Source organism: Kordia sp., assembly GCF_022447245.1.
GTDB lineage: Bacteria > Bacteroidota > Bacteroidia > Flavobacteriales > Flavobacteriaceae > Kordia.
The window spans coordinates 1-18742 of sequence record NZ_JAKVBC010000035.1; the positions used below are offsets into that span (position 1 = coordinate 1).

General features: G+C 33.7%; 22 protein-coding genes and 1 pseudogene. 7 read left to right on the forward strand and 16 right to left on the reverse strand.

The genetic code is table 11. The annotated features are described in order from the left end of the window. From MK119_RS19320 to MK119_RS19350, 7 genes are all read right to left on the reverse strand, one after another. Positions 1-1216, reverse strand: a 1216-nt coding sequence (locus tag MK119_RS19320) for a DUF1015 domain-containing protein (RefSeq protein ID WP_290682359.1), incomplete at its 3' end; no start/stop codon positions are given. Between the two features lies 1 nt (position 1217). Next, on the reverse strand, positions 1218-1571 hold the full coding sequence (locus MK119_RS19325; RefSeq protein ID WP_290682362.1) for a M23 family metallopeptidase: 354 nt from the start codon (positions 1569-1571) through the stop codon (positions 1218-1220). After that, positions 1504-1767, reverse strand: a complete 264-nt coding sequence (locus tag MK119_RS19330; protein WP_290682365.1) for a hypothetical protein — start codon at positions 1765-1767, stop codon at positions 1504-1506. The genes MK119_RS19325 and MK119_RS19330 overlap by 68 nt, the downstream gene beginning before the upstream one ends. A gap of 62 nt (positions 1768-1829) precedes the next feature. Beyond that, complete coding sequence (locus MK119_RS19335) at positions 1830-2270, reverse strand: YcxB family protein (protein WP_290682368.1); 441 nt, start codon at positions 2268-2270, stop codon at positions 1830-1832. Next, positions 2270-3157 (reverse strand): 3-hydroxybutyryl-CoA dehydrogenase, encoded by an 888-nt coding sequence (locus MK119_RS19340; protein ID WP_290682371.1) that lies wholly within the window; start codon positions 3155-3157, stop codon positions 2270-2272. The genes MK119_RS19335 and MK119_RS19340 overlap by 1 nt, the downstream gene beginning before the upstream one ends. 10 nt (positions 3158-3167) lie before the next feature. Continuing rightward, the gene (locus MK119_RS19345) at positions 3168-3857 is read right to left on the reverse strand and encodes a hypothetical protein (protein ID WP_290682374.1); all 690 of its coding nucleotides are present in this window, start codon (positions 3855-3857) and stop codon (positions 3168-3170) included. A gap of 6 nt (positions 3858-3863) precedes the next feature. Beyond that, the gene (locus tag MK119_RS19350; RefSeq protein ID WP_290682378.1) at positions 3864-4829 is read right to left on the reverse strand and encodes a Gfo/Idh/MocA family oxidoreductase; all 966 of its coding nucleotides are present in this window, start codon (positions 4827-4829) and stop codon (positions 3864-3866) included. A gap of 204 nt (positions 4830-5033) precedes the next feature. Between MK119_RS19350 and MK119_RS19355 the strand changes: the two are divergent. Both MK119_RS19355 and MK119_RS19360 read left to right on the forward strand, forming a co-directional pair. Next, a pseudogene (locus tag MK119_RS19355) lies at positions 5034-5679 on the forward strand (protein-L-isoaspartate(D-aspartate) O-methyltransferase). 59 nt (positions 5680-5738) lie between these two features. Continuing rightward, a complete protein-coding gene (locus MK119_RS19360; RefSeq protein WP_290682381.1) occupies positions 5739-6935 on the forward strand; it encodes a P1 family peptidase in 1197 nt (398 codons plus the stop codon). On the opposite strand, the gene smpB is transcribed toward MK119_RS19360, so the two are convergent. Next, entirely contained in the window at positions 6932-7390 is a 459-nt protein-coding gene (smpB, locus tag MK119_RS19365; RefSeq protein ID WP_290682385.1) for an SsrA-binding protein SmpB, read from the reverse strand. The genes MK119_RS19360 and smpB overlap by 4 nt on opposite strands. 159 nt (positions 7391-7549) lie before the next feature. Between smpB and MK119_RS19370 the strand changes: the two genes are divergently transcribed. Next, on the forward strand, positions 7550-8191 hold the full coding sequence (locus MK119_RS19370) for an OmpW family outer membrane protein (RefSeq protein WP_290682388.1): 642 nt from the start codon (positions 7550-7552) through the stop codon (positions 8189-8191). A gap of 76 nt (positions 8192-8267) precedes the next feature. On the opposite strand, the gene MK119_RS19375 is transcribed toward MK119_RS19370, so the two are convergent. From MK119_RS19375 to MK119_RS19395, 5 genes are read right to left on the reverse strand one after another with little or no spacing between them, the layout of a single operon-like run. Further along, positions 8268-8795 (reverse strand): phosphoglycerate mutase family protein, encoded by a 528-nt coding sequence (locus MK119_RS19375; protein ID WP_290682391.1) that lies wholly within the window; start codon positions 8793-8795, stop codon positions 8268-8270. Between the two features lie 20 nt (positions 8796-8815). Continuing rightward, on the reverse strand, positions 8816-9514 hold the full coding sequence (deoD, locus tag MK119_RS19380) for a purine-nucleoside phosphorylase (protein WP_290682394.1): 699 nt from the start codon (positions 9512-9514) through the stop codon (positions 8816-8818). Positions 9515-9516: 2 nt separating this feature from the next. Next, positions 9517-10182, reverse strand: a complete 666-nt coding sequence (gene deoC / locus MK119_RS19385) for a deoxyribose-phosphate aldolase (RefSeq protein WP_290682397.1) — start codon at positions 10180-10182, stop codon at positions 9517-9519. A gap of 57 nt (positions 10183-10239) precedes the next feature. After that, positions 10240-10728, reverse strand: a complete 489-nt coding sequence (locus MK119_RS19390; protein WP_290682400.1) for an acyl-CoA thioesterase — start codon at positions 10726-10728, stop codon at positions 10240-10242. A 57-nt stretch (positions 10729-10785) separates the two neighbouring features. Then, positions 10786-11382, reverse strand: a complete 597-nt coding sequence (locus MK119_RS19395) for a TetR/AcrR family transcriptional regulator (protein WP_290682403.1) — start codon at positions 11380-11382, stop codon at positions 10786-10788. Between the two features lie 142 nt (positions 11383-11524). Between MK119_RS19395 and MK119_RS19400 the strand changes: the two genes are divergently transcribed. Both MK119_RS19400 and MK119_RS19405 read left to right on the forward strand, forming a co-directional pair. Further along, a complete protein-coding gene (locus tag MK119_RS19400; protein ID WP_290682406.1) occupies positions 11525-11671 on the forward strand; it encodes a hypothetical protein in 147 nt (48 codons plus the stop codon). 361 nt (positions 11672-12032) lie between these two features. Continuing rightward, positions 12033-12284, forward strand: coding sequence for a hypothetical protein (locus MK119_RS19405; protein ID WP_290682409.1), 252 nt, complete (start codon positions 12033-12035; stop codon positions 12282-12284). Between the two features lie 127 nt (positions 12285-12411). Here the strand turns inward: MK119_RS19405 and MK119_RS19410 are convergent, their stop codons facing one another. After that, the gene (locus MK119_RS19410; RefSeq protein ID WP_290682412.1) at positions 12412-12915 is read right to left on the reverse strand and encodes a hypothetical protein; all 504 of its coding nucleotides are present in this window, start codon (positions 12913-12915) and stop codon (positions 12412-12414) included. Between the two features lie 822 nt (positions 12916-13737). After that, complete coding sequence (clpB, locus tag MK119_RS19415) at positions 13738-16338, reverse strand: ATP-dependent chaperone ClpB (RefSeq protein ID WP_290682415.1); 2601 nt, start codon at positions 16336-16338, stop codon at positions 13738-13740. 159 nt (positions 16339-16497) lie between these two features. Here clpB and ytxJ point away from each other — a divergent pair, with 159 nt between their 5' ends. Then, the gene (gene ytxJ / locus MK119_RS19420; protein WP_290682419.1) at positions 16498-16893 is read left to right on the forward strand and encodes a bacillithiol system redox-active protein YtxJ; all 396 of its coding nucleotides are present in this window, start codon (positions 16498-16500) and stop codon (positions 16891-16893) included. Between the two features lie 601 nt (positions 16894-17494). After that, positions 17495-17914, forward strand: coding sequence for a helix-turn-helix domain-containing protein (locus tag MK119_RS19425; RefSeq protein ID WP_290682422.1), 420 nt, complete (start codon positions 17495-17497; stop codon positions 17912-17914). Positions 17915-18273: 359 nt separating this feature from the next. Here the strand turns inward: MK119_RS19425 and MK119_RS19430 are convergent, their stop codons facing one another. Further along, positions 18274-18606, reverse strand: a complete 333-nt coding sequence (locus MK119_RS19430; protein ID WP_290682424.1) for a hypothetical protein — start codon at positions 18604-18606, stop codon at positions 18274-18276. Positions 18607-18742: the final 136 nt, after the last annotated feature.

Genomic DNA, 18742 nt, shown 5'->3' on the forward strand with positions numbered 1-18742 from the left:
CACTACGTAACTTAGGTTCTATATATGTACTTTTTGGAGGCATAGTTAAACCTTCGTCAGCAATTTGTTTCATTTCGTCAACGTTCACAGGAACGAGTCCAAAACCAACGGCAAATTCACCAGAATCAATTCGGTTTTTCATTTCAATGACATTGTGTTTGTCATATCCGTAATCAATTCTGCTATCATTTCGTAAGTCAGTAATGCCCAAAATAGGTTTTAAGATAGTAATGAAGAGAATATGAGTGTCAAGCCTACTTAATGAATCTGTAAATTTATAATCTGTTTTTCGTAAGTATAGTGAGTAAAATTCACCATCTAAATACATGCTAAAATGATGTTTTTTAGAAGGTTTATAAAGCTCATGTCCTCGGTTTTCAATACGATATACTTGATCGAGTTTTAATAGAAACTGTTCTTTTGATAAACCATTCAGGTCTTTAATCAATCGGTTAAACTCATAAATACGTAATTCAGATTCAGGAATTAAGTAACTCATAAATGAATTGTAGCTTTCCGTTCCTGAATGTGCATTATTTTCACTTTTAGAATCTACACTTAGTAAATATGAAGAAGCTGAACGATGATGTCCGTCCGCAATATAAATATCGCCCATGCGCGTAAATTCTTCTTGAATCACTTCAATGTCAGATGCATCATTTACCAACCACAAATAGTGTGTATCTCTATAGGTAGTAGTAAATTCAAATTCGGCGCGTGTTTCTGTATATTTTTGTAAAATGGAACGAATAGTATCAGAATCTGGATAGGTTAGGAGTACAGGTTCAGCATTGAAACCTACCGTTTTTAGGTATTCTTTAAAAATTTGTTCCCTGTATTCTATTGTATCTTCATGTTTCTTGATGACATTATTTTTATAGTCTTCGGTACTGGCCGCAGCCACAATTCCTGTAAATACTTGCTGCTCACGATTTACAACTCTATAAATATAGAAGCATGGTGATTCATCTTGGACAAAAATACCATCTTCTCTAAATTCCAAATAACGATTGCGCACTAAGCCATAACGCTCTTTTCCAGAAATTTCTTTGTGGTATTTGTAACCAGGATTCACAATGTGTAAAAACGAAAACGGATTGTAATCCAAACGTGCTTCGCGTTCGTCTTGTGTATAACTTTGGTACGAACGTGCCGCCACAAGACTTACTTTATCGCGTGTTGGTCGTACTGCTTTGAATGGTTGTATTTTTGCCACGTTACTTTCTGTTAGATTTGATAAATTTAGTAGGATCTAGAAACCCTTTCGTATTCTTACTATATCCGCCTCCGATTTCCATAAAAATATCATCGCGAATTTCTAAGTGTAAATGCGCATAATAGACGCCATCGGCATTACCGATAGTTCCAATTTGCATACCTTTTGTCACAAAGCTACCTTTTTTTACAGAAATTTTGTCACAATGCGCATATAAGGATTCGTAATAATTGCCCTTGTATTTGTGAACCACACGAATCACATTTCCCCAACCACCGCCATAGTCTTCAGCAAAAGTTACATATCCATTTCCAATTACGTAAATAGGATCTCCTAAAATCGGAATTTCCGCCACCTGTTCCGTTCCAATCGTCTCCTAAATGATTGTTTACCGTAAATTTTTGCGCATTGTAATAGCCTTTTGCATCTGGTTTCCCAACTGGAAAGTCAAAACCTTTGACAATATAGTTAGGATTTTTTTTGAATAGGGAATCAAAAAAGACAAACGAATCTTTCGATACATTTGTCTTTTCTTTGTGATTTTTGGACACGCTTTTTTGCTCAGTTTGTTTACAACCAAGCAAACATAAACATAGTATTAGTATAAGTTGCTTCAAGCGTTTATATACGTTTTGAATTTTTTGAAATCGTCTTCCGAATAAAAAATATTATGAGGAATATATGTGTATTTTATTTTTGTCACATATACCAACCAATAATCTTCTTTGATAATTACATTCTTTAGTTCGCCCATTCTCCAAGAGGAACTTTTACCATTGCTAGTAAGTTGTAATGTTTCGTCATTAAACTGTACTTGTGTTTCTGAAAAAAACGGTTCTAAGTTTTTTACAAACGTTAGAATTAAATAACTAAAACCAAGTATAACAAGTGCAATCAAGCTATATAAAGCTATCAAACGCCCAAGTTGCCAACCTAATAATAAGGTCCACACAATTAAAAATGGTGATAGTTGTAATAAGCTTCTTCCAAAAATAAAAAAGAAGATTTTTCGATACTTTTTACTCGTCAGTTGATACGTTTTGGTATCAATCATTAGCTAAACATTTTTGCGACTTTCTCCGCTTTTCTACTTTCTGCATAATCATAAAATCCTTCTCCAGATTTTACTCCCAATTTACCTGCCATTACCATATTTACTAATAATGGACACGGTGCATATTTTGGATTTTTGAAACCTTCGTACATTACATTTAAGATAGATAAACATACATCTAATCCGATGAAATCTGCCAATTGTAAAGGTCCCATTGGATGTGCCATTCCTAATTTCATTACGGTATCAATTTCTTGAACACCAGCAACGCCATTGTAAAGAGTTTCAATAGATTCGTTGATCATTGGCATTAAAATACGGTTTGCCACAAATCCTGGATAATCATTTACTTCTGTTGGTACTTTATTCAATTGCTTTGAAAGTTCCATGATCGTATTTGTTACTTCATCAGAAGTATTGTAACCACGAATAATTTCAACTAATTTCATGATCGGTACAGGATTCATAAAGTGCATTCCAATCACCATCTCAGGGCGAGAAGTCACGGCAGCAATTTGTGTAATAGAGATCGAAGAAGTATTGGTTGCCAAAATGGTGTCCTCTGGACATAATTCGTCTAAGTCTCTAAAAATTTTCAGTTTTAAATCTACATTTTCCGTAGCAGCTTCTACGACCAAACCTGCATATTCTACACCATCTTTTAAACTTGTAAATGTGGTAATATTGCTTAATGTATTTTGTTTGTCTTCTTCGGAAATTTTTTCTTTAGCGACCATACGATCTAAGTTTTTCGTAATGGTTGCTATTCCTTTGTCTAAAGAAGATTGAGAGATATCTATTAGTTGAACTTTAAAGCCAAATTGAGCGAATGTATGCGCAATTCCATTGCCCATAGTTCCAGCTCCGATAACAGCTACATTTTTCATATTTTATAGTTTATTTAGTCTGTAATTTTAGTTTTTTACCATCTGTTGGACAGTAATTCCAGGTCCCGTTGTATAGTTTTTTGTCTTTAGGACATATTTTCTTTTCTACCATTGAACTTAAAGGAAGCGGAAAATCAAATTCTTCTGTATTTAGGATTACGGTAAATTTTCCTCTACTTAAGGGATTGGCAATCAGTGAGCCGTCTTTAGCTTTTTTGGGAAAAACATGAAATTCCATTTGTTCTCCAAATTGTCCAAACATGTCAGCCATCATTGGTTTCATCATTGATAATACAGCTCCATATTCTTCGGGTATAAGACTTTCATCAACAGTGTTATACGTGTTTCCGTTATTATCTTTGATTTGAATTTTAGATGTTTTCCTAGCCTCAAAACCTCCGAATGGAAGCATTTCAGTATTGATAATACAGACTAAGGTAAAAGCTTCAAAAGTGGCAATCATCTCATCAGCGTAACTAGAGTTTGCCATGCTACTATTTTCTAGTGAGAGCTTCCAATATTCGGTAGGAATCCACCAAATTATTTTAAAAGTTTCTTTATCCTTTTTAATGATCTGTACATTTTTTATCAGTGCAGATAAATTTACTTTTTCAGCAGGAACTATTTTTTCTTCCTGAGAAAACGCAAACGTTATCGTAAATAGACAAAGACACAGGAATGTATTTTTTAGTGTTGTCATTGCAAATTATTTCTTGAATGTATCTATAATTTGAATTGCAACACGTAAGGCTTCTGTTCCTTGTTCTAAAGAAACAATTGGTGAAGTATCATTATGAATGGCGTCAGCAAATGTTTCCAATTCGTCTAAAATGGCGTTGTTGCTATCAATATCAGGGTTTTCAAAATAGATTTGCTTTTTAACACCTTCTGCATTTTGAAGAATCAATGCAAATTCATCTGCTTCTTTTGGCGCATCTTTCATTTTTACAACTTCAACTTTCTTCTCTAAGAAATCTACTGAAATGTATGCATCACGTTGAAAGAAACGACTTTTTCGCATGTTTTTCATGGATATTCGACTTGACGTCAAATTGGCAACACAGCCATTTTCAAATTCCAAACGCGCATTGGCAATGTCAGGTGAGTTGCTAATCACAGAAACACCACTAGCATTGATTTGTTTCACTTTAGAATCTACCACGCTTAATATGGCATCAATATCATGAATCATTAAATCTAAAACCACAGGAACATCTGTACCACGCGGATTAAATTCAGCTAAACGATGCGTTTCAATAAACATAGGCGAGTTGATCTTATCTTTTACCGCCGTAAATGCAGGATTGAAACGTTCTACATGTCCTACTTGCCCTTTTACATTGTATTTTTTTGATAATACAATTAACTCTTCAGCTTCAGCAACTGTGTTGGTAATTGGTTTTTCAATAAAAACATGTTTCCCTTTCGTAATGGCTTTTTTTGCACATTCGTGATGCGAAAGCGTAGGAGTTACAATATCAATTACATCTACAGCATCAATTAAGGCATCAATAGTTTCAAAATAGGTATATCCAAATTCGGCAGCAATTTGCTTTGCATATTCAGGATTTGCATCATAAAAACCGACTAGTTCGTATTTGGAAGATTGTTGTAATAAACGAAGATGAATTTTCCCTAAGTGTCCAGCACCTAAAACTCCAGCTTTAAGCATAAAAAAAGTGTTTTGCACAAAAATAATTTATTTTTCTAAAACGCTTAGATTTATGACAAACAAATCTGTTGGAATATTGCTTTTTTTAGTAAAAACGTCTGTGATTTTTTATTTTGACTAAAAAGGTATTCGTAATCAATTAGTTGTATTTTTAGTGAATTATTTGTGTTGATAGATAAAAAATACTGTTATTTTTGCGACAAGATGAAGGATACGTTTAAACATAAAGGCATGCGAAATCAGTTAGCACAAGTGGTTGCTAACAAAGGAATTACTGATGAGAAAGTATTGAATGGAATTCGAAATATTCCACGTCATTTGTTTATGGATTCAAGTTTTGAAGATCATGCGTATCAGGATAAAGCTTTTCCAATTGGTGCCGATCAAACCATTTCACAACCGTATACAGTAGCTTTTCAAACACAATTGCTAAATAGAAAAAGGTGCAAAAATTTTGGAAATTGGTACAGGAAGTGGTTATCAAACAGCTATGTTACTCGAATTAGGTGCAAAAGTCTACAGTATTGAGCGCCAAAAAGAACTGTTTAAACGTACCAGCTTATTTTTACCAAAATTAGGATATAGAGCGAAACGACTCATTTTTGGAGATGGTTATAAAGGATTGCCAGAAGAAGTGCCTTTTGATGGCATTGTGGTCACCGCTGGCGCGCCATTTGTTCCAAAACCTTTATTAGCACAGTTGAAAGTAGGAGGAAAGCTTGTGATTCCTGTTGGTGAAAACAATAAGGTACAAATCATGACTTTATTCATTAGAACTTCAGAAAAGTCATTTACCAAAAAAGAATTTGGAGAGTTTCGTTTTGTGCCGATGTTAGAAGATAAAAACTAAAATCTATTGTGTATTTTTGAAGTATGCATGACAAAACTGATATACCATACTTCAACGCCATGACTATAACAAAGCAAAAGCAACGATTATTTTTTTATTTTTTTCTACTGTGTGTAAGTCAAGTTTTTGCGCAAACTCATAGAGCTAGAGATTTAGGAATTCCTTTTGATGGAACTCCAGGAGCTTACAATGCTATTACAGATGTTAAGGGTGTTTTGGTAGGGCATTCTACGATTATATCTGGAAAAGGAAAAATTAGCTTAGGCAACGGTCCTGTAAGAACTGGTGTTACAGCAATTTTTCCTGCTGGAAAGAAAAAAAAGCCTGTATATGCTAATTGGTATGCGCTCAATGGGAATGGAGAAATGACAGGAACTACGTGGTTGACAGAATCTGGTTTTTTGGAAACTCCAATTATGTTAACCAATACATTTAGTGTAGGAACAGTGCAAAAAGCAACTTTGCAATGGATGGTAGATTCCTCGTGGAGTTCAGAGGATTGGTGGTGGGCATTTCCTGTGGTAGCCGAAACTTATGATGGATTCTTAAATGATATTTATGGATTTCAGGTAAAAGATACACATGTATTAGAAGCAATTAAAAATGCTTCTTCAGGTGTTATTGCTGAAGGAAATGTTGGTGGCGGTACAGGAATGATGAGTTTTGATTTTAAAAGCGGAATTGGGACTTCGTCAAGAATATTAAAATTTCCAGATACTACTTATACTGTTGGAGTTTTGGTTCAGTCAAATTTTGGACATAGACCACGATTTAAAATCGCGGGTGTTCCAGTTGGAGAAGAATTAAAAGATACATTACGTGTAGACTATAAAGCTCCGCCACAATTTAGAAGACAGAGCGGCGATGGTTCTATTATTGTTGTTGTAGCTACAGATGCTCCCTTGTTACCACATCAGTTAAAAAGAGTTGCACAACGAGTTCCACTTGGAATTGGACGTTTAGGAGGAATAGGTGCAAATGGTTCTGGAGATATCTTTATCGCGTTTTCTACAGCAAATCAAAATGCGTATATACGAAAAGGAAAAACAGAAGTAGAAGTTCTTTCAAACGATTGGATGAATGATATTTTTGATGCAACAATTCAAGCTGTTGAAGAAGCTGTAATTAATTCAATGATTGCAGCTGAAACAATGGAAGGAGTGAATGGAAATAAAGTGTATAAACTACCGCACGAGGAAGTCATTAAGATATTAAAGAAGTACAATCGTTTACAGATTGAATCAAAAAAGAATTAATTAAAACTCTTTTTAATACGCTCTAAGTTACGCTTGTTATCTCTATCCTTGATCGTTTCACGTTTGTCATGAACCTTTTTACCTTTAGCTAAAGCAATGGATAGTTTTGCCAAGCCTTTTTCGTTTAAAAATAAACGCAACGGAACTATGGTTAGTCCTGCATTTTTGACACTTTTGTGCAGACTTCTCAATTCTTTTTTATTCAAGAGAAGTTTACGAGTGCTTCTTGGCTTGTGATTGTAGTGTGTACCAAAAGCATATTCTTCAATATACATATTTACCACAAAAAGTTCGCCGCGCTCATTGAATTCACAGAAACTTTCGGCAATAGAAGCTTTACTCAATCGAATGGATTTAATTTCCGTTCCTGTGAGTACAATTCCAGCCGTATACTTATCTATGATTTCGTATTGAAAACGCGCTTTTTTGTTTTGTATGTTGATGTTTTTTTGCATGAATTGCCAAAGTTACTAACATTTCTTAGAATCACAAGTATATCTATAGCTAAGCTTTAGCAATTCCAAAAAATATCTTTCAATATACTATGACTTTTGTCATTTTTATCCGAGAAAGTCGCACATACATTTGTACTATAATTATTAAATAATAGACTTATGAAAAAAGCAGTATTCGGTGTTTTTTTATTGTTAGGAATTGTTCAACTAACAGCACAGGAAGATGTTCAACCACAAGATAAAAATACGTTTAAAAAATGGCAAGTGCGCGCACGTGTGATTTCTATCATACCAAATGAAAGTGCTTCTATAGAAGCTATTGGAGGCGATGTTTCTATTTCTACTGCCTATGTTCCTGAATTGGATTTTACTTATTTCTTTACGGAAAATTGGGCGGCTGAATTAATCTTAGGAACGGCAAATCATGATGTTGAAGCTATCAATACTGCTGGAGGGACAATTGATTTGGGTGATGTTTGGTTATTACCTCCAACTTTAACGTTTCAATATCATTATCCGATAGGCGATTTTAAGCCTTACGTAGGAGCTGGGGTGAACTATACCATTTTTTATGGTGCTTATGAAGGTCCTATATTAGATAATATTGATTATGATAATAGTTTCGGATTCGCTTTTCAAGCAGGATTTGATTATGCACTAAATGATACATGGTTTTTAAATTTAGATATGAAAAAGATATTCATTCAAACAGATGCTACTGTTAATCCAAATGCAGCACTAGGAGCAGATATCGATATCAATCCTTTGGTCATAGGATTCGGTATTGGAATGAAATTTTAATTGTTTGCACATAGTTTGGGAAATGAAAACGCCGCTTTATAGCGGCGTTTTTTATAGTAGTTTTTAAAGACAAGGATTAATTTACTGTCAATAATTGTACTGTTTTTGAATCTCCAGAAATGGTAACTATGTACAAATTACCGTTGTTATCATCTTTAATAGGTTCATAATTTTCTCGTTGAATCAAGCGATTTACAAAGTTTGGTGTTGTATTGCTATGTCCAACAATTAGCACGGTTTGTCCTTTGGTTTCTTTTAAAAAGTCATCCATTTTTATTCCAAAAGGATTATACGTTTTTATTTCTAACTCGTGTGCTTTTGCTGTTGGTTTTGCCGTTTGTTTTGTTCTATTATAATTTGTAGAATACACAGCATCAAAAGGTACTTTTTTAAAGACAGAAGCCCAATATTCAGCTCTGTTGTGTCCTTGTTTTGTTAAATCAGGATTTTTATTGCTTTTATCAGAACGATCTTTCTCTGCATGGCGAATTAGATAGTATACGGAAGTTCCCGTTTCTCTCTCTTTTTTACTTTCTTTTCCTTCTTGAGCAAAACAGTTTACTACTAAGAATAAACTCAGTACAAATAGAATATTTTTTTTCATTAGGTATTTGTGTTTTTTGATTAACTAATAGCAAGCGCAATTTCGATCATTTCTTTGAACGTTTGCGCTCGTTCATCTGAAGTTGTGGTTTCATGTGTTACCAAACTGTCAGATATTGTGAGTAAAGATAATGCTTTTACTTGAAAACGCGCTGCTATGGTATATAAAGCTGAAGTTTCCATTTCTACACATAAAACGCCATATTTTGCCCATTTTTTATAATAGTCAGGATCTTCTTGATAAAAAATATCACTTGTTAAAATATTTCCAGCTTTTACAGGAATGTTTTTGTCTTTTGCAGTAGCAATGGCATCTAAGAACAATTCGACATTTGCAGTAGGAGCAAAATTTTCACCTTGAAACGGTAAATGGTTGGTGCAACTATTGGAAGAAGCAGACATTGCCACAATAATATCACGAATTTCTACATCTTTTTGATACGAACCAGCACTTCCTACACGAATGAGTTTTTGAACATCATATTCGTTGATAAGTTCATGTACATAGATAGAAATTGATGGCGCTCCCATTCCTGTTCCTTGTACAGAAACCGGTTTCCCTTGAAAAGTTCCTGTATATCCAAACATACCGCGAACGTCATTGTATAAAACTGGATTTTCTAAAAATGTTTCTGCAATCCACTTGGCACGAACTGGATCTCCTGGAAGTAAAACTGTTGGCGCAATATCGCCTTTTTTTGCATTGATATGTATGCTCATAATTAGTAGCTGTTTTGTGATGGAGTTCTTGTAACAATAGCAATTCCATTGGAAGTTCCAATACGAGAAACGCCTGCATTAATATATTTTTGAGCTGTTTCATAATCGCGAATACCGCCAGAAGCTTTGAGTTTTGCTTTTCCGTTTACGGTATCTTTCATAAGCTTGATAGCTTCTAAAGTAGCACCGCCCGTTCCAAAACCAGTAGATGTTTTTACAAAATCGGCTCCTGCATTTACGGCAAGTTTAGATGCTTTTACAATTTCTTCATCCGATAGGTAGCAGGTTTCTATAATCACTTTTAAAGTCAAATTTCCAGCAGCTTTTTTTAGTTGTCTGATTTCGTCTTCGACTAAATTTTCTTTCCCAGATTTTAGCCAGCCCAAATTGATCACCATATCAAACTCGTCAGCCCCATCGTGTTTGGCTTGTTGTAATTCAGCTATTTTGGCTTCAGTACTCATCGCACCAAGCGGAAAACCTATTACGCTACATACGCTTACGGTATCACTTTTGGATAGAAAATCTTTTACCAATGCTACATGACAACTATTTACACAAACAGAAAAAAAGTTATGTTCCAACGCTTCTTCACAGAGTTTTTCTATATCAGGAATTGTTGCAGTTGGTTTTAACAATGTATGATCTATGTGACGGCTAATGTTCATGAACTTTCAATTTTAGGTAAAGATACTTAAAAAGCAAACTTTGAAAACTGATAATTATCAAGAAATACTCACCATTCGTAAACTTTTTACACGTTCGTCAAAATGCGACTCTGTTACAGGAAGTTGTACTTGTTCAAATAAAGATAAAAACTGTTCATTGTGTTCATGCGCTTTTCCTTTTAATACATTAAAATGCACAAAAGAACTCCACATAACAGCTTTCAATTCAGTTTTGGCTTCACTATACATACGAATTTCTACCAATAGTTGTTTCTTTCCGTATTGCAATAATTGTGATTCAATAGTTACAGTTTCCATCACATTGGCAGGACGTATATAAGCAATTTGATGCGAACCAACTACCCATGTTGTACCTGTTTTTTTAGCATTTTCGAAGATATTTAAATTGTAATGTTCTATTAATTGATCTTCTCTTGCGTTAATCAAGTAATCTAAATATTTACTATTGTTAAGGTGATTTAACGGATCACAATCTTGGAATCTGATTTTGGTTTTGCTGGTTAAAATTTTTGGTAATTCGGTCATAATTCATGTTGTTTTTAAAATATACCAATCGGTATATTTATAGTTAAAAAAATAGTTTTATGCTCTTAGTTCTTTTTCAATCATGTTATCAATTTGATCCATGGTGTCTTTAATATAAAAATCATCATCCATGGTATATGCCATAAAAATGGCGCCTTGAATCATTGTTTCCATACGTTTTGCCGTATGCATAGCATTCACTTTAGTACTGATTTCTCCGAGTTCTATTCCTTCTTCTATAATTGTAGCTAATTGATCTTGAATGCGTTGAATAATGGTTCGTACCTTCTGTAATAGTAACGTATTTTGGTTATTCGCGTCCACGCCTACATTTAAAATTGGACAACCACCCATTTTGTTCGTGTATAAGTAATAGTTGCGATAAAAATCGGTCATTAAAAATAATTTTCTAATAGGAGAATCACTTTTGTCCATGTGCTTTACAATTTCTTTCAATAAAAGCTTTACCATAAACTTAAACGAAGCAATTGCGAGTTCTTCTTTATTTTTAAAATTCCCGTAAATCGCACCTTTTGTCAAACCAGTGGCTTTGGTAATATCAGAAATGCTTGTTGCAGCATATCCATTTTGATTAAAAATAGGTGCAACAGTTTCTATAATAAAAGCGGCGGTTTTTTCAGCTTTTGTGATCATACTTCAAAGGTATATAAAAAAATATACCGATCGGTATAAAATATGTTTTTATTGTAAAAACGTAGCCGAAGTGTAGTTTCTGTGTGTAGGTAAGTGTTTGGTTTTTAGCGGGTTTATATGTAATTAACTTAAGTTATATATCATGAGAAAAAGAAATTTAACAAATAGATTGGAGTTAAAAAAGAAAGTAATTGCTGCTTTAGATGCTACAAAACTCACAGGAGGCTTAGTGAATGTGAATACAGAGGAACCAGATCCATTAACACATAACAGTTTGTGCCCAATTTAAACATGTTCGTGTACAGATCCAAAATTTGATAATTGTAAGCCTGTAAGTGTTTAACGTATTTCATTGTTAAATGCTAAATCTATCAATATCAAAAAAAAGAATTTACATGTAAAGTTGCGTTTTAAAAAGCATAAGATTACTTCATTTAACTCCAAAACAGTCATAGAGGAATAGCCTATATTCCACCAATCACAGTAGAGAAGGATGTTTGCCAACCTTCGGATATATGTTCTGATAAAGAAACCTGTCCTTATCATTGTATCATTATGCGAGAAGATGCTTGCTATACATATCCGATTATAAGTTGTACTCCTGATGGTTGTGGATCGATGGTTAATTGTCAAATCTAAAAAAGGACACCATGAAGAAAAAGAATTTTGATACAAAGTTGTATTTGGGAAAGCGTAATGTTGCTTCTTTTTATAGGAAAACATTAAAAGGAGGAACTGCAAACGCAGCAGATTGTGCGCCACCTTCCCATCAATGTGGAACAAATAATTGCGGATCAAATAATTGCGATACTAATAGTTGTCCAACCGTAGCAACTTGTTTTGCAGATGCCGCTTTGAGTTGTACGCCGAGAGGTTGTGGAAACACACTTTTTAATTGTTAAAACTGAATTATATCCTACTATAATTAAATATTTTGAGTTAGTTAAGGAAGAGATAGAAGTATGTATTAGTTCATGCTTCTATCTTTTTTGCTTTATTATTGATACATTCAAATTTGCAAAACACACTTTATTTAAGCTTCCATTCTACAAGTACTAATGATAATATAACATCATTCCAAAATTCAAAACTAGCAAGCCTTGGTCTTACAGGAATAATACTTGTTGGAATCCATTCAGATCCTCCGTTTATGTTTATTAAAGCCTCATAGGTTAATTGCTTCTCAAAAGGATTTTTTACCGTCAACATCATATTAGTATGTTTTTTGCCTTCAACGTTTTGGATAAATTCTAGTGTAATTGTTTTTTCAGGGTTAACATTCTCTGTAACTACTTTCATAGTGTGAATAGAATCTCCCTTAATTTCTGTTTCAATAAAAAGCTTTTCAGAAGGATATATTTGAAGGATTTTATCTCTGACAAAGTATGGAGACTTTGGTACTTCTTGTTGATAGAAATTTATAGTATCTATGGCTACTTTTAAAGTGAAAGCTTCTCTATCTGGCTTTTCGTTTTGAGCTTTTGCGAATACGCTGAAAATTAGAAATAGACTGAAAATTATTTTTTGCTGCATGGTTTGGTTATTAATGTTTAGTAATAAACTTCTTAAAGTTATGGTTATTGTTGTAGATAGAAAAATTACTCTTAATCAAAATAGCTTATAAAAATGTAGGTTTTTTTATGCTCTTTGTCATGCCATATATAGCATTCACTGTAAGTATGGTTTAGGAATTTAATTTGGAATACATAGTTTGTATGTTGTTAGAAGGCTTTTTAAACCAACTAGGAGTACCGAACATTTCCTTAATAGATTTTATACCATAATAAAATTGGTTGTTTTCTTTTCTGATTGATTTTAATAGGGAATCTTTAGCAATTATTTTATTTAAAAAGTGTTGATCACTTTCACACATCATTCATAAGCTTTCGGTATAAAATATTGCTTTTTTTTTTGCATTTTTAATTGAATCTGGAGGAATGAATCCAAAAAAATATTCAAAATTAGAAACGAATTGTTTCTTGTCTTCAGGATTATAAGAGTAAAGCAACTAGAGAGTGTTGCTGTTAAACAAATTACAAAGATATTTAATAGTATTTTAAATCTTTTCATCACATTAATTTATTAAAAAATAATATAAACGATAAATAGAATTAATGAAGAAACTTTTTTAACAAAAAAAAAAGAACGGATACGATTTTAGCACTAATACTGAACAATTTCTTTTACAAATTTTAACTTTTTCCATTAAAATAAAGCCTTTCCTACGACGTTTTAGTATTGAATCTTGTAGTTCAGGAGATATGAATATTTCCTGTCTTTGTCAGTAAACATCAAGAGCAGCTTTTTTGCGAGCTGCTCTTGATTACTTTAATTGAATTTTATGTAAACTTCTTATTAGTTTTCAATCAAATTAGTCTGATTTCTAAATACCAACTCATCGTTGAATTCATCTAGTAAAATGATACTCTCAGCAGACACTTTTCCACTTAGAATTTCTTTAGATAATTCATTCAACACTTTTCTTTGAATGACACGTTTTACAGGTCTAGCTCCAAATTGTGGGTCAAATCCTTGTTGTGCTAAGTATTGAATGGCTTCTTCAGTAGCATCTAAAGTAATTTGCTGTTTAGAAAGTCTTTTTGTCACGCTTTTTAATTGCAAACGCACAATTTCTTTGATGTCGCTTTGCGTTAATGGTGTAAACATGACCATATCATCAATACGATTAAGAAACTCTGGTCGTATTGTTTTTTTTAATAAGCCTAAGACTTCTACCTTGGCAGCTTCTGTAGCACTAAACATGTCTTGCATTGCCTTGAATTTTTCTTCGATGATATGACTTCCCATGTTAGATGTCATAATAATGATTGCATTCTTAAAATCGGCAACTCTTCCTTTGTTATCTGTCAAACGACCTTCATCTAATACTTGTAATAGAATATTGAAGGTATCTGGATGTGCTTTTTCTATTTCGTCAAGTAAAACAACCGAATATGGTCTGCGTCGGACAGCTTCCGTCAGTTGTCCACCTTCATCATATCCCACATATCCTGGAGGCGCACCAACTAGTCTGCTTACAGAATGTGATTCTTGATATTCGCTCATGTCAATTCGTGTCATGGCGTTTTCATCATCAAACAAATAAGAGGCAAGAGCTTTTGCCAATTCCGTTTTTCCAACACCTGTCATTCCTAAGAAAAGGAACGAACCAATTGGACGATTGACATCTTGCAATCCTGCACGACTTCTACGAACTGCATCAGAAACTGCAATAATGGCTTCTTCTTGCCCAACTACACGTTTGTGTAATTCTTTTTCGAGTTGCAATAGTTTTTCGCGTTCACTTTGCAACATTTTAGTTACTGGAATTCCTGTCCATTTGGCTACAACTTCAGCAATATCTTCGTTGGTTACTTCTTCTTTAATGAGTGCGTTTTCTTCTTGTGTTTCTAATTCTTTTTGCAACACATCTAATTGTTGTTGCGCTTCTTTAATTTTCCCATAACGCAATTCTGCTACTTTTCCATAGTTTCCTTCGCGTTCGGCACGTTCGGCTTCTGCACGATAATTTTCTATGGCTTCTTTCGTTGCTTGTACTTGATCTACTACATCTTTTTCAGATTGCCATTTGGAGAAAATTTCATCGCGTTCCTCTTTCAAATTTGCCAATTCTGCATTTAATGATTTCAATTTTGCCTCATCGTTTTCACGTTTGATCGCTTCAATCTCAATTTCTAACTGCATGATACGTCTGTCTAACACGTCCAATTCTTCAGGTTTTGAATTGATTTCCATACGTAATTTAGAAGCAGCTTCATCGATCAAGTCAATGGCTTTATCTGGTAAAAATCTATTGGTAATATAACGTTGCGACAACTCAACGGCTGCTATAATTGCTTCGTCTTTGATACGTACTTTATGATGTGTTTCGTATTTTTCTTTGATTCCTCTCAGAATAGAAATTGCACTTTCCGTATCTGGTTCGCTTACGGTAATTTTTTGGAAACGACGCTCTAAGGCTTTGTCTTGTTCAAAGTATTTTTGATATTCATCCAATGTAGTTGCTCCAATGGCTCTTAGTTCTCCACGAGCTAAGGCAGGTTTTAAGATGTTTGCTGCATCCATAGCACCTTGTCCGCCGCCAGCACCAACTAGTGTGTGTATTTCATCAATAAATAAGACAATATCACCATCTGCCGAAGTTACTTCTTTAATCACTGCTTTTAAGCGTTCTTCAAATTCACCTTTAAATTTGGCTCCAGCGATTAATGCTCCCATGTCAAGCGAATAAATTTGTTTGTCTTTTAAGTTTTCAGGGACGTCGCCTTGTATGATTCTATGTGCCATTCCTTCCGCAATAGCTGTTTTACCAACACCAGGTTCACCAACCAAGATCGGATTGTTTTTCGTTCTACGCGAAAGAATTTGTAAAACTCTGCGGATTTCTTCATCTCTACCAATCACTGGATCGAGTTTTCCGTCGTTTGCCAATTGGTTCAAGTTATTGGCGTATTTATTCAGCGAGTTATAGGTGTCTTCCGCCGTAGCAGAAGTTACACGTTCACCTTTGCGAAGCTCTTGAATGGCAGTTTTTAATGCTTTTTCAGTAACACCTTGATCTTTTAAAATCTGTGCTATTTTACTATTCGATTTAAAAAGAGCTAATACCAAATGCGAAGTTGATACAAATTCGTCATTCATTTCTTTGGCAACAATACTAGCATCTGTCAAGGTTTTTCCAGTAGCAGGAGATAGCATAATATTTCCGCCACTGACTTTTGAAAAACTATTGAGTGTACTTTCTAATATTTGAGAAAGTAGTGTAACATTTACATTGAGTTTCTTTAATAAAAAAGGCAATACATTATCATCAACATCCATGATGGCTTTGAAAAGATGTTCATTTTCAATTTGTTGATGACCGTATGTTTGCGTAATAAGCTGTGCTTGTTGTACAGCTTCTTGTGATTTTAAAGTATAATTGTTAAAATTCATAGCGTTCGGTTCTGTAATTTTATAGTAATTTTGCAATTGTTATTCCAATTGAGAATACAAGACAAAATGGCGGTTAATGCTAGTATTTGTAAGACATTTTGACATTTTTGCAAGTTTTAATAAAAGCATACGACCGATACTTTAAATTTACAGATACTTATGGGAATATTCAATAAATTATTTGGTAGTTCTAAACCTTCAGAAGCTCAAGAACCTTCAAAACTACAATGGGCACGATTGACAGATATGTCACAGTTAGACACTATTGTTGAGGAATCGAAAACAATGCCAGTTGCTATTTTTAAGCATAGTACACGTTGTGGAATTAGTAGAATGGTGATTAATCAGTTTCAAAGTACTTATGATTTAGAAGAAAATCAAATGAAAGTATATTATTTGGATTTATTGAGTTTCCGTCCAATTTCACAAGAGATTGCAGCGCGTTTCCAAGTATGGCATGAGAGTCCACAATTAATTGTAATAAAAAATGGAATTACGGTAGCACATGCTTCTCACAGTCAAATTAACGCAATTCCACTAGAGCAATTTGTGTGATTTTTCTTTTTTAACTTTTTAAAATTAAGAATTAAGAGTTTTTAAGACAGATTTTAGGGGCTGTTTTGTGCATTTAATTTACATCATTCAATCAATCAAAATTCGTTCTTAAAAATTACTGCCGATGGAAACTACCATTAATATAAGGATAATGCTTTTTTTTGGCATTTGCCATACAAGCCTTTGCACTCGGAATTTTATTTTTCTTAAAGCGTAAAGGTGATCGCGTTGCCAATAGTATATTTGGCGTTTTTTCGTTACTATTTTCTTATAATCAGTTTTTTAACTGTCCATTTTGGTCTGCTTACGACGGTTATTATATAGGGACATGTCGTTTACCAATTTTATTACTTGGGTTTGTTATGGTCCTTTGATGTATATATATTTAAAACGAGTACTTAATAAAAGCCCGTTTACTAGGCGTGATTTATGGCATGTAATTCCTTTAGTTTGGATCTTTTTTGTCTTTGGAAGCTATTATTTTTACTGATAGAATTGAAACATGAAATTGATAGTGCAAATTCACATGCAGATTATGTGAATTGGTGGCTAATTCCGAGACGATATTTGGTAGATGTTTTCACACTTTTAATGCTGGTATATGCAGCCAAGTATTTTTTCTGGAACTTTAAAGATTCCTTTTATAAAGTATCAAAATAACGGTTTGTCTTCTTCGATTGCTGCAGAAATGAAAGAAAAGTTGATTTCTTTAATGGAATCTGATAAATTATTTTTTGACAGTTTGCTTATGCTGGATGTATTATCGTCACATTTGAATTTGTCACGACATCATACGTCACGATTGATTAACGAACATTTTCAGGTAAACTTCTTTGGGTTTGTCAATAATTGTCGGATTGATGAAGCAATTCGACTTTTGCAGGATAAACAAAACGATTTGAATATCAACGAAATCATCTATGCCACCGGATTTAACAATCGGACTTTGTTTTATAACGCATTCCGAAAGAAAACGAGCATTTCACCTAAATCGTATTGGAGTCAGAATAGGCTAGCCTAGATTGTTTTTTTACACAGTATTTAACTATAAAAACACAGATACAAACTATTGATAGAGTTTGTATCTGTGTTTCTACTTTAATGACAATCACATTTTACTTTGATGACAGCAGCGGCACATTTCCATTCGGGATAGCCAGAACAAACTTTGATATAATAACACCTTGGATTATTGTTGCTTGGTAGATTTACTCCATTTAGAATTTCTCCTTGCCTTGTTTGATCAGTTCCTAAAAAGTCATTTCCATAACTGTAAGTTGCCGAAAGTTGTTGGAGATTTAATTCCTGTGGCGCTTCTACTTGAAACCATTTTCCTCATTCATATTTTTGAGGTCTATCCCAATTAGTGTAATCAAATTCCTAAACATCCATATAATAATTTTCTTCACACGAAGTATCACTTGGGTTTATAAGTATTTTTGCTGGACAAACTTCTGTAGGAATTTCAGGATTAGGGATAATTCCGTTAATTGTAAAAGAAGGTGTAGCCTCTTGTCTGGTGACATTTATAATACCAGCATTTTCAGAAGCTTGAATACTCCAACTCCAAAAGAAGCCTCTTACATCAAGTTGTATATGTGCTCTGTAAACTACTGATGATACTTGAAAATTATCATAAAATTTATTGAACCAACAACTACTAGAAGTGAATCTTCTTGTAGAGATTACATTATTGTCTTTGAATATTTTCACAGTCCATCGATATCGATTTCTTCCCCAACTTCTTTATGGACAATTGGGATCATTATTTCATGATACTCCAAGTCTTACAGTTCTGCTGGCTCCACAAACATCTATATTTGCGTTGCTAAAAGAATTTGTGCCAGGT

What these genes read in the sequence shown, in the direction of transcription:
- MK119_RS19335 (WP_290682368.1), bottom strand. Translation starts at nt 2,270, where the DNA reads ATGATTGATACCAAAACGTATCAACTGACGAGTAAAAAGTATCGAAAA.
- deoC (WP_290682397.1), bottom strand. Translation starts at nt 10,182, where the DNA reads ATGAACATTAGCCGTCACATAGATCATACATTGTTAAAACCAACTGCA.
- MK119_RS19400 (WP_290682406.1), top strand. Translation starts at nt 11,525, where the DNA reads ATGAGAAAAAGAAATTTAACAAATAGATTGGAGTTAAAAAAGAAAGTA.
- deoD (WP_290682394.1), bottom strand. Translation starts at nt 9,514, where the DNA reads ATGAGCATACATATCAATGCAAAAAAAGGCGATATTGCGCCAACAGTT.
- MK119_RS19410 (WP_290682412.1), bottom strand. Translation starts at nt 12,915, where the DNA reads ATGCAGCAAAAAATAATTTTCAGTCTATTTCTAATTTTCAGCGTATTC.
- MK119_RS19405 (WP_290682409.1), top strand. Translation starts at nt 12,033, where the DNA reads ATGAAGAAAAAGAATTTTGATACAAAGTTGTATTTGGGAAAGCGTAAT.
- MK119_RS19340 (WP_290682371.1), bottom strand. Translation starts at nt 3,157, where the DNA reads ATGAAAAATGTAGCTGTTATCGGAGCTGGAACTATGGGCAATGGAATT.
- MK119_RS19350 (WP_290682378.1), bottom strand. Translation starts at nt 4,829, where the DNA reads ATGCTTAAAGCTGGAGTTTTAGGTGCTGGACACTTAGGGAAAATTCAT.
- MK119_RS19370 (WP_290682388.1), top strand. Translation starts at nt 7,550, where the DNA reads ATGAAAAAAGCAGTATTCGGTGTTTTTTTATTGTTAGGAATTGTTCAA.
- clpB (WP_290682415.1), bottom strand. Translation starts at nt 16,338, where the DNA reads ATGAATTTTAACAATTATACTTTAAAATCACAAGAAGCTGTACAACAA.
- MK119_RS19395 (WP_290682403.1), bottom strand. Translation starts at nt 11,382, where the DNA reads ATGATCACAAAAGCTGAAAAAACCGCCGCTTTTATTATAGAAACTGTT.
- MK119_RS19345 (WP_290682374.1), bottom strand. Translation starts at nt 3,857, where the DNA reads ATGACAACACTAAAAAATACATTCCTGTGTCTTTGTCTATTTACGATA.
- smpB (WP_290682385.1), bottom strand. Translation starts at nt 7,390, where the DNA reads ATGCAAAAAAACATCAACATACAAAACAAAAAAGCGCGTTTTCAATAC.
- ytxJ (WP_290682419.1), top strand. Translation starts at nt 16,498, where the DNA reads ATGGGAATATTCAATAAATTATTTGGTAGTTCTAAACCTTCAGAAGCT.
- MK119_RS19375 (WP_290682391.1), bottom strand. Translation starts at nt 8,795, where the DNA reads ATGAAAAAAAATATTCTATTTGTACTGAGTTTATTCTTAGTAGTAAAC.
- MK119_RS19425 (WP_290682422.1), top strand. Translation starts at nt 17,495, where the DNA reads ATGCAGCCAAGTATTTTTTCTGGAACTTTAAAGATTCCTTTTATAAAG.
- MK119_RS19360 (WP_290682381.1), top strand. Translation starts at nt 5,739, where the DNA reads ATGACTATAACAAAGCAAAAGCAACGATTATTTTTTTATTTTTTTCTA.
- MK119_RS19390 (WP_290682400.1), bottom strand. Translation starts at nt 10,728, where the DNA reads ATGACCGAATTACCAAAAATTTTAACCAGCAAAACCAAAATCAGATTC.